At 57.6% G+C, this 13941-nt stretch carries 15 protein-coding genes; 10 read left to right on the plus strand and 5 right to left on the minus strand.

All coding sequences use genetic code 11. The features are described 5' to 3' along the window. Positions 1-7 precede the first annotated feature (7 nt). From QZ487_RS04775 to pufC, 10 genes are all read left to right on the plus strand, one after another. Positions 8-1132, plus strand: coding sequence for a methyltransferase (locus tag QZ487_RS04775; protein ID WP_296023566.1), 1125 nt, complete (start codon positions 8-10; stop codon positions 1130-1132). Between the two features lie 112 nt (positions 1133-1244). Further along, complete coding sequence (gene bchC / locus QZ487_RS04780) at positions 1245-2180, plus strand: chlorophyll synthesis pathway protein BchC (RefSeq protein ID WP_285976623.1); 936 nt, start codon at positions 1245-1247, stop codon at positions 2178-2180. Next, on the plus strand, positions 2177-3160 hold the full coding sequence (locus QZ487_RS04785) for a chlorophyllide a reductase iron protein subunit X (RefSeq protein ID WP_285976624.1): 984 nt from the start codon (positions 2177-2179) through the stop codon (positions 3158-3160). Before bchC ends, QZ487_RS04785 begins: the two co-directional genes overlap by 4 nt. A gap of 24 nt (positions 3161-3184) precedes the next feature. Further along, positions 3185-4720 carry a chlorophyllide a reductase subunit Y gene (gene bchY, locus QZ487_RS04790; protein WP_296024113.1) on the plus strand — a complete coding sequence of 512 codons (1536 nt, stop codon included), beginning with the start codon at positions 3185-3187 and terminating at the stop codon, positions 4718-4720. Continuing rightward, a complete protein-coding gene (gene bchZ, locus QZ487_RS04795) occupies positions 4717-6162 on the plus strand; it encodes a chlorophyllide a reductase subunit Z (protein WP_285976625.1) in 1446 nt (481 codons plus the stop codon). Before bchY ends, bchZ begins: the two co-directional genes overlap by 4 nt. A gap of 121 nt (positions 6163-6283) precedes the next feature. Next, entirely contained in the window at positions 6284-6433 is a 150-nt protein-coding gene (pufB, locus tag QZ487_RS04800; RefSeq protein WP_118054814.1) for a light-harvesting antenna LH1, beta subunit, read from the plus strand. Between the two features lie 64 nt (positions 6434-6497). Continuing rightward, positions 6498-6662, plus strand: a complete 165-nt coding sequence (gene pufA / locus QZ487_RS04805; protein ID WP_285976626.1) for a light-harvesting antenna LH1, alpha subunit — start codon at positions 6498-6500, stop codon at positions 6660-6662. A gap of 133 nt (positions 6663-6795) precedes the next feature. Continuing rightward, a complete protein-coding gene (gene pufL, locus QZ487_RS04810) occupies positions 6796-7620 on the plus strand; it encodes a photosynthetic reaction center subunit L (RefSeq protein WP_296023571.1) in 825 nt (274 codons plus the stop codon). Between the two features lie 14 nt (positions 7621-7634). Next, entirely contained in the window at positions 7635-8606 is a 972-nt protein-coding gene (gene pufM, locus QZ487_RS04815) for a photosynthetic reaction center subunit M (RefSeq protein WP_285976628.1), read from the plus strand. A gap of 5 nt (positions 8607-8611) precedes the next feature. Then, complete coding sequence (gene pufC / locus QZ487_RS04820; protein ID WP_296023575.1) at positions 8612-9661, plus strand: photosynthetic reaction center cytochrome PufC; 1050 nt, start codon at positions 8612-8614, stop codon at positions 9659-9661. Between the two features lie 94 nt (positions 9662-9755). Here the strand turns inward: pufC and QZ487_RS04825 are convergent, their stop codons facing one another. Genes QZ487_RS04825 through chlG form a run of 5 tightly spaced genes read right to left on the minus strand, consistent with a single transcriptional unit; the run spans position 9756 to position 13898 of the window. Then, positions 9756-10001 carry a hypothetical protein gene (locus QZ487_RS04825; protein WP_285976630.1) on the minus strand — a complete coding sequence of 82 codons (246 nt, stop codon included), beginning with the start codon at positions 9999-10001 and terminating at the stop codon, positions 9756-9758. Between the two features lie 12 nt (positions 10002-10013). Further along, complete coding sequence (locus QZ487_RS04830; RefSeq protein WP_285976631.1) at positions 10014-10496, minus strand: TspO/MBR family protein; 483 nt, start codon at positions 10494-10496, stop codon at positions 10014-10016. Continuing rightward, a complete protein-coding gene (locus QZ487_RS04835; RefSeq protein WP_285976632.1) occupies positions 10493-11686 on the minus strand; it encodes a geranylgeranyl diphosphate reductase in 1194 nt (397 codons plus the stop codon). The genes QZ487_RS04830 and QZ487_RS04835 overlap by 4 nt, the downstream gene beginning before the upstream one ends. Further along, positions 11683-12996 carry a BCD family MFS transporter gene (locus tag QZ487_RS04840; RefSeq protein ID WP_296023578.1) on the minus strand — a complete coding sequence of 438 codons (1314 nt, stop codon included), beginning with the start codon at positions 12994-12996 and terminating at the stop codon, positions 11683-11685. Before QZ487_RS04840 ends, QZ487_RS04835 begins: the two co-directional genes overlap by 4 nt. Continuing rightward, entirely contained in the window at positions 12996-13898 is a 903-nt protein-coding gene (gene chlG / locus QZ487_RS04845; protein WP_296023579.1) for a chlorophyll synthase ChlG, read from the minus strand. The genes QZ487_RS04840 and chlG overlap by 1 nt, the downstream gene beginning before the upstream one ends. Positions 13899-13941 lie beyond the last annotated feature (43 nt).

Consider the following 13941-nt stretch of genomic DNA (forward strand, 5'->3'; position numbering starts at 1 on the left):
GTCACCTATGTCTCGCTCCGAAGGCAAGCAAGCATCATTGTGGAAGCAGCGTTGGGTCGCTTGGCGCAACAGCGTGCTGAGCAACCCGCGCTTCCAGCAATGGGCCGCAAGGAATTGGTTCTTGCGTCCGTTCGCGCGGCGAAAGGCGGCTGAACTGTTCGCTCTCGTGGCAGGTTTCACATACACGCAGACGCTTCTCGCCATGGTCGAGAGCGGATTGCTAAAGCGGCTCGCCGAAGCTCCAACCGATGTGAGTGAAGCGGCACAAGTAGCGGATCTGAGCAAGGGGGCTGCTGAACGTTTGCTGCGCGCAGCAGCTGCGCTGAAGCTCGCTCAAGAGGTATCACCGGGTTTGTGGATGCTGGGCGAGAGAGGCGCGTCGCTTATTCCGCAGGAAGGCGCGCAGGCGATGATCCTGCATCACACGCTCCTTTATCGTGATCTGGCGGATCCGATGGCTTTGCTACGCCAGAATCGCGAACAGCCGACAGAACTATCCGAATTCTGGCGCTATGCGGCACGCGCCGATCCAGATGCAGAGCCATCTGAGATGGTTGCCCCCTATTCCGAACTGATGGCAGTTTCGCAGGGCATGGTCGCTGATGAAGTGCTGCGGTCCTATCGCTTCAATGGCGTAAGCTCGGTACTCGACGTCGGTGGGGGACATGGCGCGTTCGCAAGTGCCTTAGCGGCAAAGCATCAGCAAATGCTGATTGGCATTTTCGATTTGCCGGGCGTTGTTGAAGGCGCACGCGCCCGCCTCGACTCCGGGTTCGAGTTTCATGAAGGCGACTTCTTCTGCGATCCGCTACCGCAAGGCTATGATTGCATCTCGCTGGTCCGGATCCTGCATGATCATGACGATGCGCAGGCACATCGCCTTCTCGCTGCGACTCGTGCTGCGCTTAAGCCTGGCGGGCGACTCGTCATCGCGGAGCCAATGGCGGATACCCGCGGTGCAAAAAATATGGGTGATGCTTATTTCGGACTCTATCTGTGGGCAATGCGATCAGGGCGCCCACGCACGCGGATGGAGCTATACAAGATGCTGAGAGCCGCAGGATTCCGCGATTTTCGAGCTATCAAGACGGGGCAGCCGCTCATCACCAGCCTGACTGTCGCATTTGCCTGACAGTAAACTTGTCTTACATTATTGACACTTTCAACTGTCAGGCTATGATGACAGTGGGTGAAAAAATCTATCGCGAAAGGGTTGATCGCGACCATTAGGGGAAGTCCACAAGATGGACGCGATCGCGGTGATTCTTGATGCGCCAAAACGGCTGTCTGTAAGGCAGTTGTCGCTGAATCCCGCGACCTCATCAGACGTCATCGTTGAAACCGTGTGGAGCGGGATCAGCAGTGGCACGGAGAAGCTCTTGTGGACCGGCGAAATGCCGCGTTTCCCCGGCATGGGGTATCCGCTTGTGCCGGGTTACGAGTCTGTCGGCCGCATTGTCGATGCCGCGCCTGAATTCCAAGGACGCATTGGTGAATGGGTGTTTGTACCGGGTGCGAACTGCTTTGCTGACGCGCGCGGATTGTTTGGTGGAACCGCAAACCGCTTAATCGTCCCATCCGAGCGCGCGCTCACCATTTCTGAAGATCTGGCCGAAAAAGGCGTGCTGATGGCACTGGCCGCTACAGCGCTGCACGCGCTGGCCGCTGGCGATCCACCTGAACTTATTATTGGCCATGGCGTTCTGGGGCGTTTGCTTGCCCGACTTACCATCGCGTCAGGCGCACCTGCTCCCACAGTTTGGGATAACAAGGCCGAGCGCCGCGAAGGCGCAATTGGCTACGAATGTATCGCGCCCAAGGACGACGATCGACACGACTACAGCTCGATATATGACGTTAGCGGCTATGCTCACGGGCTTGACAATCTGATCGGGCGGCTGGGCAAACGCGGCGAGATCGTTCTTGCAGGATTCTATTCGGACCGGCTTAGCTTCGGCTTCGCCCCCGCATTCCAGGCAGAGGCGCGCTTGCGCGTGGCAGCTGAATGGACCCCTGAGGACTTGGCTTCGACTCGAGCGCTAATCGAAACCGGGGCTCTCAACCTTGATGGCCTGATCACTGACGTTCGTCCCGCGAGTGAAGCTGAAACGGCTTATCCCACAGCATTCACTGAAATCGACTGTCTCAAGATGGTGTTGGACTGGAGCAGCTACGAATGACAATGCTTGATACTCAAGCCTTAAGGAATGAGGCGGCTCAGGAGCCGGACCCCGTCCACACAGGCGAAGTGACCAGCGAAACGCAAGTTATCGCGATTTACGGCAAGGGGGGCTCTGGGAAGAGCTTTGCCTTGTCGAACCTCAGCTACATGATGGCGCAGCAAGGCAAACGTGTGCTGCTTATCGGATGTGACCCCAAGTCTGACACTACCAGCCTGTTGTTTGGCGGCAAGAGCTGCCCAACCATCATTGAAACTTCCTCGAAGAAAAAGCTTGCGGGTGAAGAAGTCACTATCGAAGACGTATGCTTCCAGCGTGACGGCGTCTTTGCGATGGAGCTTGGCGGACCTGAGGTCGGTCGCGGCTGCGGCGGGCGCGGGATCATCCACGGCTTCGAGTTGCTGGAAAAGCTCGGCTTCCATGAATGGGGTTTCGACTACGTCCTTTTGGATTTTCTGGGCGACGTAGTTTGCGGCGGTTTCGGCCTGCCGATTGCACGCGATATGTGCCAGAAAGTGATTGTCGTCGGCTCGAACGATTTGCAATCGCTCTATGTCGCAAACAATGTCTGCCAAGCGGTCGAATACTTCCGCAAGATGGGTGGCAATGTCGGTGTTGCCGGCATGATAGTAAACAAGGACGACGGTACTGGAGAGGCGGCAGCCTTCGCGAAGGCGGTCGACATTCCCGTGCTGACAGCAATTCCGGCAGATGAAGATATCCGCCGCAAATCCGCCAATTATCAGATCATCGGAAAGCCAGGCGGCGAATGGAGTGGGCTGTTTGAACAGCTGGCTGAAAACGTTGCCAAGGCGCCGCCGCGCCAACCTGCTCCCTTAGACCAGGACGGGTTGCTTGGCCTCTTCTCCCCCGAAGACACTGGAGGCGATGTCAAACTCGTTCCGGCGACCCAGGCCGATATGCGCGGCGGCACTTTTGAGCCGAAGCCCAGCCTCGAAGTTATTTACGATGAGGTGTGACGCTTGACTGATCTGAACGCATCGATGCGCCCTGAAGAACGGACGCGTGACCAACTTGATCTTGGATCGGGCGGGGAGCCGACGGCTGGCGCCTGCTCCAGCAAGGACACCATGCTTGAAGCCGCACGCAAAGCTGGCAAGAGCGACATTCTGGATCGCTATGCCGCAGATTATCCGGTCGACCCGGCGCGCGGACCACATGATCAACCGCAATCAATGTGTCCAGCCTTCGGATCGCTCCGCGTCGGGTTGCGCATGCAACGCACCGCCACGGTTCTGTCCGGTTCGGCCTGCTGCGTTTACGGGCTGACTTTTACTTCGCATTTCTACGGCGCACGCCGCACGGTTGGTTACGTGCCGTTCAACTCCGAAACGCTTGTTACGGGCAAGCTGTTCGAAGACATCAAGGAAGCGGTCGAGGAGTTGGCCGATCCTGCCAATTACGATTCAATTGTCGTGACGAATCTCTGTGTACCCACTGCCAGCGGTGTGCCCTTGCGGCTGTTGCCCAAGGCAATCAACGGAGTGCGCATTATCGGTATCGACGTACCTGGTTTCGGTATTCCAACCCATGCCGAGGCCAAGGACGTACTCGCTGGCGCTATGCTGCAATATGCGCGCAACGAGGCCGAGCAAGGTCCTGTCGCCGTTCCGAAACAGCGCTCGGACAGGCCGACGGTGACCTTGCTCGGAGAGATGTTTCCAGCAGATCCGGTCGGCCTGGCGCAGTTGATTGCGCCAATGGGGCTTGCGACGGGCCCAGTCGTGCCAACCCGCGAATGGCGAGAGCTCTACGCTGCCCTCGACTGTTCGGTAGTGGCTGCAATTCATCCCTTCTACACGGCCAGCATTCGCGAATTCGAAGCCGCGGGTCGTTCAGTAGTTGGCTCCGCGCCAGTCGGTCGCGATGGCACGGTCGCGTGGCTGGATGCGATCGGCGCTGCTTGCGGTGTGGCGCAAGACCAGATCGACGCAGCCAAAAATGCAGCGCTTCCAGCGATCGAAGCTGCACTGGCAGCAGCTCCCATAAAAGGCCGAGTGACAGTCTCTGGCTATGAGGGTTCCGAGCTCTTGGTTGCGCGCCTGCTAATCGAAAGCGGCGCGGACGTGCCCTATGTCGGCACTGCCTGTCCACGTACGCCATGGTCCGAACCCGATCGTCAATGGCTCGAAGCCAAAGACGTGAAAGTGCAATACCGCGCGAGCCTGGAGCAGGATATCGCAGCAGTAGACGAGTATCGCCCGGACTTGGCGATCGGTACTACACCGGTTGTACAGCACGCCAAACAGCACGGCATGCCGGCCATGTATTTCACGAACTTGATTTCAGCGCGCCCGCTTATGGGTGTCGCTGGCGCAGGCAGCTTGGCGCAAGTCATCAATGCCGCGATTGCCAATAAGAATCGCTTTGCGAAGATGACTGCCTTCTTTGAAGGGGTCGGCAAGGATATGAGTGCAGGTGTGTGGGAAGACACCCCGCAGGACCGCCCGCTGTTCAAGAAGAAATTCGCCGCGCAAAACATCGCCGCGCGCAAGGCCAGTGAGGCGGTGGGTACATGACGCTGATCCTCGATCATGACCGCGCGGGCGGATATTGGGGCGCGATTTATGCCTTTACCGCAATCAAAGGCTTGCAAGTCGTGATCGACGGGCCAGTCGGGTGTGAGAACCTGCCAGTCACCTCAGTCCTGCATTATACAGACGGTTTGCCGCCCCACGAACTTCCGATCGTCGTTACGGGCATCGGCGAAGAGGAGCTGGGCAAAACCGGGACAGAAGGCGCGATGAAACGCGCATGGGAAACGCTCGATCCGGATTTGCCATCCGTGGTGGTGACTGGCTCGATCTCCGAAATGATAGGCGGCGGCGTTACACCTGAAGGCACCACTCTCAAGCGCTTCCTGCCGCGCACTATCGATGAAGATCAGTGGGAATCGGCTGATCGGGCGCTGAGCTGGCTTTGGACCGAATTTGGGCCAAAGAAGATGCCGAAGCAGCGCGAGCGCAAGGAAGGCGAAAAGCCGAAGGTCAATATCATTGGCCCGTCCTACGGCATGTTCAATATGGCGTCAGATCTCGCCGAGATTCGCCGCCTGGTTGAGGGCATCGGGGCGGAAGTGAACATGGCTTTCCCGCTGGGTAGCCATTTGGCCGATATCAAGAAGCTGGGCATGGCAGATGCGAATGTCTGTCTTTACCGCGAGTTCGGCCGGAACCTTTGTGAGCTTCTTGAGCGGCCCTATTTCCAAGCGCCAATCGGTTTGGAGAGCACTACCAAATTTCTTGAGGCGCTTGGCGAGGAGCTGGATCTCGACCCGGCGCCCTTTATCGAACGTGAGAAGCACACTACGATCAAGCCGCTGTGGGACCTGTGGCGTTCGGTCACTCAAGATTTCTTCGGCACTGCCAATTTCGGAATCGTTGCGAACGAGACCTATGCACGCGGCATTCGCAACTTCCTGGAGGGCGATATGGGGCTGCCGTGCAGCTTTGCCTTTAGCCGGTCGGCTGGGGTGAAACCCGACAATCAGGCTGTGCGCGAAGCGATCCATACCAATCCGCCGCTCGTAGTATTCGGATCTTATAACGAACGAATGTACATGGCCGAATGCGGCGCGCGCGGGATCTATATCCCCGCGAGCTTCCCCGGCGCTGCCATACGCCGTCATACCGGCACGCCCTTTATGGGCTATTCTGGGGCGACCTATCTCGTGCAGGAAGTGTGCAATGCGCTGTTTGATGCGCTGTTCCACATCCTGCCACTGTCGACGCAAATGGACGCAGGCGACGCCACGCCGGCGCGCGAATATGAAGAGCTTGCTTGGGACGAAGACGCCAAAGCGAAGCTTGACGCGCTGGTCGAAGCACAGCCCGTGTTGATCCGGATTTCCGCTGCCAAACGGCTTCGCGATGCTGCTGAACGCGCCACGCGGCGTGCAGGCGAAACCCAGGTCTCATCCGACCGGCTGGCGGACGCCCTGCTTGAAGGACACAGCGCATGAGTGCGCTCACACAGATCGCTCGCAGCAATGCGAGCCCAGCAATCCATGCGATCATTTTCGCACGGATACCGACGGAGGCACGTCGCCTCTCGCACAACAACCCAAAATGGGAGAATAGGCTATGAGTGATGTGGGAATGAGCACATATCTCACCCCCGAAGAAGCTAAGGAGTTCCACAAACTCTTTATGTTTTGGTTCGCCGCTCACACCGGGATCGCTGTCGTGGCGCACCTGCTGGTGTGGACCTGGCGTCCGTGGATAGGCATCTGAACCAACTGGAGCTGCTTGGCGGCCGTCAAGCGGCAAAGTTCAATATAAAATAAGGAATTAGACCATGTGGAGAACTTGGCTAACATATGATCCGCGCAGAGTTTTGGTAGGCCTTCACGTCTACTTGGCTGTGCTCGCGTTCACTATTCACTTCATCCTGCTGAGCACGGACACTTACAACTGGATGGATGGCCCCAATGCGCGGGCAACCATCGAGCTGGTCGAGTAGCTGAGGCTCTTAGCGAAGAGATAAACATTCGACAGTGCGAGGGCGACGGCCGACAAATTTGGTCGGCCCCGCCTCACAGGTCGAATTCGAGAAACATTGATCTCGCCATTTTGAGGCGGGGGAGGATTGGGTTATGGCGCTCCTCAGTTTTGAGCGAAAGTATCGCGTGCGTGGTGGCACGCTGATCGGCGGGGACCTGTTCGATTTCTGGGTCGGCCCATTTTACGTCGGCTTTTTCGGAGTCGTCACCGCGATCTTCGCGACCTTAGGGACAGCGTTGATATTCTACGCTGCGTCACAAGGCCCGACCTGGAATCCTTGGCTCATAAGTATCGCACCACCGGATTTGAGCTACGGATTGTCAATGGCGCCGTTGAAGGAAGGAGGGTTCTGGCAAGTCATCACGGTTTGCGCGATCATCTCTTTCGTTTCATGGGCGCTGCGAGAGGTTGAGATCTGCCGCAAGCTGGGAATGGGTTACCATGTCCCGGTTGCGTTCGGGGTTGCAATTTTCGCTTATGTGACGCTCGTTGTCATCCGGCCCGTACTCATGGGTGGCTGGCATTTTGGTTTTCCTTACGGGATATTCAGCCACTTGGACTGGGTATCCAACACGGGGTACCAATACCTGCATTTCCACTACAACCCGGCGCATATGCTGGCGGTGTCGTTCTTCTTTACGACCACACTTGCCCTGGCATTACATGGCGCCTTGGTGCTGTCAGCGGTCAATCCAGAGCGCGGCGGCGAAGTGAAAACGCCGGAATATGAAGACACCTTCTTCCGGGATCTGATCGGTTATTCGGTTGGAACGCTCGGCATTCACCGCGTGGGCTTGCTTCTCGCGCTTAACGCCGGCTTCTGGAGCGCAGTCTGCATCGTAATCAGTGGTCCTTTGTGGACCAAAGGTTGGCCCGAGTGGTGGACCTGGTGGCTCAATCTGCCGATCTGGGCGTGAGGGGAGACTGAACCATGGCGACTTATCAAAACATCTTCACACAGGTTCAACTGAACCATCCGCCTGAACTCGGCATCCCACTGCCAGACGGACAGCACGAACCGCGTTTCAATATCACTTTCATCAATCGCTGGCTCGGCACGATCGGTCATGCGCAGATCGGCCCGTTCTATCTTGGGTGGACTGGCATCGGAGCGCTAGCATTTGGCTTGCTGGCATTCTTCATCATCGGGATGAATATGTGGGCTTCGGTTGGCTGGGATCCGATCCAGTTTGTCCGCCAGCTGTTTTGGCTCTCGCTTGAACCGCCCGGCCCGCAATATGGCTTTTCGCCATTCGTCCCGCTTAATGAAGGCGGCTGGTTCATTCTGACCGGCGCATTTCTTACCATCTCGGTGCTGCTCTGGTGGTTAAGGACCTATCTGCGCGCAAAAGAGCTTGGCATGGGCATGCATGTGCCCTGGGCTTTTGCCTCAGCGATCTGGCTGTTTCTGGTTTTGGGCTTCCTGCGGCCGATGTTCATGGGGAGTTGGGCCGAAGCGGTGCCGTATGGCATCTTCCCGCACCTTGATTGGACGGCGGCATTTTCGATCCGCTACGGCAACCTGTTCTACAACCCGTTCCACGCGCTTTCGATCGTGTTCCTTTACGGTTCGACGCTGCTCTTCGCGATGCACGGGGCGACGATTCTTGCTGTTGGCCGTTATGGGGGTGAACGCGAGATCGAGCAGATTACCGATCGAGGCACTGCATCAGAGCGTGCAGCGCTGTTCTGGCGCTGGACCATGGGTTTCAACGCGACGATGGAATCAATCCACCGATGGGCATGGTGGTTTGCGGTGCTGACCACGCTGACCGGCGGGATCGGCATATTGCTGACCGGCACTGTGGTCGACAATTGGTATCTATGGGCGCAGCAACATGGTTTTGCCCCGGCCTATCCCGACACCGGGGTCGTTGACCCTGCCGCCATTCCAGGGGAGTGAGTAGGATGAAAACGACAGTTAAAATTGTAGTGCTTTCTGCTCTTCCCCTTGTTCTAGCAGCTTGCGAGATCCAGCCAAAGGTTTCTGAGCAGAATGGTTTTCGCGGCACAGGTATGAACCAAGTTGCGCTGCGTTCGGTGGCAGAGGCCGAGTACGATGTTCCGGCACCGCCCTATGAACTGCCGCCACCTGGTGGCCCTTCAGCTGGCGAAGTCTATGAGAACGTCCAGGTCCTTGGCGACATCTCAGCTGATGAGTTCAATTATCTGATGGCTGCGATCACCGAATGGGTAGCACCTGATGAAGGCTGCAACTATTGCCACAACCCGGCGAATATGGCGTCTGACGAAGTCTATACCAAAGTTGTAGCAAGGCGCATGATCCAGATGAATCAGACGATCAATGCGAATTACGAAAGCCACGTGGCCGATACAGGTGTCACATGCTGGACGTGCCACCGTGGGAACAACATTCCGGAAAATTACTGGACCTTGCCGGAAGACGCCAACCACAATTCAGTCAAGATCACGAAGCGGGGGCAGAACAGTCCAACTCCCGAAACCGCATATAGCTCGCTTCCTGTGAATGCGGTCGCGCGGTATTTTCTGAATGACGAGACAGTGCAGAATATCCGCGTCGCATCGACCGGGCTTTACCCAAGCGAAGACAATACGTTGTCCACCATGGAAACCGAGAACACCTATGCACTAATGCTGCATATGTCAGACTCGCTCGGTGTGAACTGCACCTTCTGCCACAATACGCAAAGCTTCGGAGCCTGGAACATCAGCCCGGCGCAGCGTGCAGTTGCTTGGCACGGCACGCGTATGGTCGCGCGTATGAATCAGGAATATATCACTCCGCTGGCTCCGGTCTTCCCCGAGAACCGGCTTGGCAATGCAGGTGACCCGTTCAAGGTCAATTGCACGACTTGCCACCAAGGTGTGAACAAGCCGATGGGCGGCGCGCAGATGGCGAAAGACTATCCTGCGTTGTTGTCTGTTCCGGCTGCAACGGTGCAGGAAGCAGAAGCTGACGCTGAAGAGGCGACATAAGAAAAAGACTGATTGCATTTGCATTCAAGGCTTGAATGCGGCTCGCGCGCAATGGCGTTCGGGCCGCTTTTCTTTTGGTATCTGCGTTCGCAGTCTAGCGCTTGCGCCGTGCCAGGTCGGCCAAGTGCACTGGGAATGCGAGCGTCAGGGGAATGGCAATCCAGATCCAATGGGCATCGACCAACGCCGCCCGTAAAGCGAGTGCGATCAACGCGGCAGGCAACAAAAGCAGAAGCGCATTCAATGGCGACCACCCTTTGCGCCACAGGATCACGAATTCAATCGCCAGCACTGCGAGCACTATATCGACTGCCGTGCCGCTGGAGAAGAATTGCTCCATCAAACTGTATCGTCAGCCGAAGGGACCGTTAAGTTCAATAACCTGCCAGTTAAGCGCGCCAGCAATCGTCACCCAGATCAGATAGGGCACCAGCAAGAGGCTGGATAGCCGCGAAATCCGCCCGGTATAGATGAGCAGGAACAGGATCGAGAGCCAAAGCAACAACAGTTCGGCAAAGGCCCAATCCGGGCGTTGCATGCGGAAGAACATCAGGCTCCACAGGATGTTGAGAAAGGCGTTCAGTGCGAAATGGCCAATTACCCAGTCGCGCTTGCCGGCAGTAGGGGCTCGTTCCCATGCAATTACAGCTGAAATGCAAACCAGCGCGAAGATTGTTGTCCAAGCGATCGGAAAGATCACATCTGGCGGATTCCAGCTCGGTTTTTCAAGCGATTGATACCACGGGCCAAGATCAGTGATCGTTGCCCCTAGAAATGCGACGCACATCGCAGCCACCGCTGCAACAATAAATGGAATAACCCAGTTTGTGTTCATCTAGCCATCGGCCTCAATCCCAGCAGATGCGCTGTATCCTTGAGGAAAATTTTCAGATGCGCAAGCGGCTTGGCGCGGACCAGGCGTTTGTTCATATAGGCTTGCCAGGTCAGCTGCTGAACGTCCGCATCATCGCACATGTCGACAAAACGCTCCCGGCGCTTGTCGCTGGAATACCAGAAAAACTGCATCATCCCCAGGATCCAGAACACGCGGCCATGCTCCTTCATAAAACGCTTGCGAGCTCCCTTGAGTGCAGTCGGATTGCCAGAGACGACGAACTCGCTCGCGGCCTCAGCTGCAATCCGACCGCAAGTCATAGCATAATAGATGCCTTCACCTGACGCTGGTGCGACGACACCAGCCGCATCGCCAGCGACGAGCACATCCTTGCCATTGTCCCAACGCTTGAGCGGCTTCAATGGGATCGGTGCGCCTTCCTTTCGGATCGTTTTGCAGGCATCGAGACCTAGCTCGTCGCGCATGTCAGATACAGTGGCGCGCAAGGGGAAGCCTTTGTTCGCACTGCCAAGACCAATGCTGGAGGTGTGCCCGTGGGGGAATATCCAGGCGTAGAAATCTGGCGAGAGTTTGCCCTGATAGAAGACATCGCAGCGCGCTGGATCAAAGCCTCGGTTGTTTGCGGGCGGGCTTTCGATCACTTCGTGATAGGCGAACACGCATTTCATGTCTTCCGCGCCATCAATGTTCTGCCGTGCGACTTTCGAACGGGCGCCTTCCGCACCGATCACCAACTTGGCTCGCACTTTCTCAAGTTCTCCGCCGCGACTGGTGCGAAAACACACATGCGTTCCTTGTCCGTCTCGCTCGATTGTCTCGAAGCTTCCGGTACAGCGTACCGCCCCGTCATTCGCCGCGCGTTGGCGTAGCCATTCGTCGAATACGTCGCGGTCGACCATTCCAACAAAGCCGATTTCGCCAACCGGCATGTCTACTTTGCGCCCGGACGGTGCAATCATGCGCGCGGATCGCGCTTTGGCAACAAGCAAAGAGTGCGGGATATCGAAATCTTCCAGCAAACGCGGAGGCACTGCACCGCCGCACGGCTTGATCCGGCCAGCACGGTCAAGCAGCATGACCTTGTGGCCGGCTTTCGCCAAATCGCTTGCCGCTGTTGCCCCTGCAGGCCCGCCTCCTACGACTACAACATCATAGAGTTCATTGGTCATAGGATTGCTGCCTCCTTGGCTTTAGTTCGTTTGCTGCTGCTTGTCGCGCGTAAGGCCAGGAACGCAGCGAGCATAAAGGCTGTCGCTTCGATCACGAAAATGAGTTGAAAGGCGGTTGTATCATCACCGCCAGACCGGCGTGCAATGTCGACACCAAGCGCGCCCAGCAGGCCGCCCATGCCGAATGCGATGGCTTGTGATGCTCCCCAAACACCCATACGCACGCCTTCGCGGGTCCGCTCGCCAGCCCCTGCCAGACCCATCATCGCGCCGATAGCGGCAACGGCAAATGCGCCATTGCAGAATCCCAATGCAAATACATTGGCTTCAAGTGGCCATCCGGGGCCGGCAACTGCTGCCGCCGCCAAGCCCAGCAAAGCCAGTGCCGATCCGGCGCATCCCGCAACAATCCAGGCGCGCAGTTCGACCGGCATTCGCCCGGCAAACGCGCTACCGCCAACGCCCGCTGCAATCATACCTGCCAGAACGCCGCCGTGTTGGATGCCCGCGAGCGATGTCGATTGGCCGGGAGTCATCTCGAAAACGAGGCCGGCGAATGGTTCCAGGATCAGGTCCTGCATGCTGTAGGCCAGCATTGAGACGAAGATGAATGTCGTGAAGCGGCGTGCAGCCTGCTCGTGCAATATCTCGCGGATTGCTTCGCGGAAATCAGGGGCGGGACCTGCGCGGTCTTCTTCCGCTTCGATTAGGGCATGCTGTTCAAGCCGGAACACGGCGATCACCGTCAGCGCAAAGGCGCACGCGATAACGCCGCCTGATACAAGCGCCAGGCGTTGTTCAGAGAAGGGATCAAGCAATTGGCCTGCGGTTGCTGCCGATACAACGATCCCGAAAACCATCATGATCCAGGTTACGGCAGCGGCAGCCGCTCGGCGTTCGCGCGCAACACCTGAGGCCAACAACGCGAGCAAGGTTGTACCTGAAGCGCCCACGCCCGCGCCAATCAATGTGAATGCAATAACTGCGAGCACACCTCCGCCAATTGGGTAGGTGGACATCATCACTGTCGCATTCACGGCCATCAGCGCGCCGAGTGCCAGCACAGCCATGCCGCCAATGATCCATGGGGTGCGCTTGCGGCCTTTGTCCGAGCCGTGACCCCAGATAGGGCGTGATAGCTGGACGGCATAATGCCAGGCGACCAGCCCGGCAGGGATGGCTGCGACGAGACCATACTCGACCACCATCAAGCGGTTCAGCAGCGAAGTTGCCAGCATAACGATCGCGCCGATCGAAGCTTGGACCGCGCCTATGCGGATAACGGATAGCCAGCCGAACCCGCGCGCCATCAGATGTATCCTCCAAGGCCTAGCGCGCTACCGAGCATTCCCAGGACGTAAAGCGTGACGCCGGTTGCTGAGTACCATGGTGCGTGGGCCTTGGGATTGCGAAGCAGGCGCGGCATCAATGCCAACTGTGCGAGCAAAACCGCGCTGACGGCTATCGCTGACCACAGGTAGCCCCAACTGTATAGCAGTGCGATAACCGCGAACTGTGGCAGCGCCATGGTCGCGCACGCAAGCCGAGCTGCCTTGTTAACGCCTAATGTGACCGGCAGGGAACGCAATCCGGTTGCCCGGTCGCCTTCGACAGCTTTGAAATCGTTGAGCGTCATAATGCCGTGCGCGCCCAAGCTATAAAGAGCGAGTACAATCAGCACTTCGGCCTTTGGCAAAGCCCCTGCCATCACGCTTGCGCCGGTGAACCAAGCAAGCCCTTCATAGGTGAGCGCGACCACTGCCGGCCCGAGCCAGCCGCTGGTCTTGAAGCGGAAGGGTGGGGCGCTATAGCACCAAGCGCAGATCAGGCCGACAACCGTCGCTGCAAGCACAAATGGCCCGGTAAACCAGGCGACAACAAGCGACAAAAGCGTGCCGATGATCGCAATTCGCAGTCCCCAATCGCTACCAACACGGCCAGAAGGGATCGGGCGGTTGGGTTCGTTGATCGCATCGACATGCCGGTCAAACCAGTCGTTCACCGCTTGACTGGTGCCGCAAACCAATGGGCCGGTCAGCGCGATACCGGCGACAAGAAACCACCAACGTCCTTCCATGCCAACGCCCGAGGACACAACACCGCACATAAAGGCCCACATTGGGGGAAACCAGGTTATGGGTTTGAGCAGCTCAAGAACATCGCGCGCCGCTGGCGGCGATGCTGACGGAATCGAGACTGCCGAACGGGACATGCAGGCAGGCTATGCCTGCTACAAGCATGCGTCAAATCATTTT

Source organism: uncultured Altererythrobacter sp. (genome assembly GCF_913057185.1).
In the GTDB taxonomy this organism is placed as follows: domain Bacteria; phylum Pseudomonadota; class Alphaproteobacteria; order Sphingomonadales; family Sphingomonadaceae; genus Erythrobacter; species Erythrobacter rubellus.

Excerpts from the sequence above, each read along its gene's own strand:
- QZ487_RS04775 (WP_296023566.1), top strand. The coding sequence starts at position 8 with ATGTCTCGCTCCGAAGGCAAGCAAGCATCATTGTGGAAGCAGCGTTGG.
- bchC (WP_285976623.1), top strand. The coding sequence starts at position 1,245 with ATGGACGCGATCGCGGTGATTCTTGATGCGCCAAAACGGCTGTCTGTA.
- QZ487_RS04785 (WP_285976624.1), top strand. The coding sequence starts at position 2,177 with ATGACAATGCTTGATACTCAAGCCTTAAGGAATGAGGCGGCTCAGGAG.
- bchY (WP_296024113.1), top strand. The coding sequence starts at position 3,185 with ATGCGCCCTGAAGAACGGACGCGTGACCAACTTGATCTTGGATCGGGC.
- bchZ (WP_285976625.1), top strand. The coding sequence starts at position 4,717 with ATGACGCTGATCCTCGATCATGACCGCGCGGGCGGATATTGGGGCGCG.
- pufB (WP_118054814.1), top strand. The coding sequence starts at position 6,284 with ATGAGTGATGTGGGAATGAGCACATATCTCACCCCCGAAGAAGCTAAG.
- pufA (WP_285976626.1), top strand. The coding sequence starts at position 6,498 with ATGTGGAGAACTTGGCTAACATATGATCCGCGCAGAGTTTTGGTAGGC.
- pufL (WP_296023571.1), top strand. The coding sequence starts at position 6,796 with ATGGCGCTCCTCAGTTTTGAGCGAAAGTATCGCGTGCGTGGTGGCACG.
- pufM (WP_285976628.1), top strand. The coding sequence starts at position 7,635 with ATGGCGACTTATCAAAACATCTTCACACAGGTTCAACTGAACCATCCG.
- pufC (WP_296023575.1), top strand. The coding sequence starts at position 8,612 with ATGAAAACGACAGTTAAAATTGTAGTGCTTTCTGCTCTTCCCCTTGTT.
- QZ487_RS04825 (WP_285976630.1), bottom strand. The coding sequence starts at position 10,001 with ATGGAGCAATTCTTCTCCAGCGGCACGGCAGTCGATATAGTGCTCGCA.
- QZ487_RS04830 (WP_285976631.1), bottom strand. The coding sequence starts at position 10,496 with ATGAACACAAACTGGGTTATTCCATTTATTGTTGCAGCGGTGGCTGCG.
- QZ487_RS04835 (WP_285976632.1), bottom strand. The coding sequence starts at position 11,686 with ATGACCAATGAACTCTATGATGTTGTAGTCGTAGGAGGCGGGCCTGCA.
- QZ487_RS04840 (WP_296023578.1), bottom strand. The coding sequence starts at position 12,996 with ATGGCGCGCGGGTTCGGCTGGCTATCCGTTATCCGCATAGGCGCGGTC.
- chlG (WP_296023579.1), bottom strand. The coding sequence starts at position 13,898 with ATGTCCCGTTCGGCAGTCTCGATTCCGTCAGCATCGCCGCCAGCGGCG.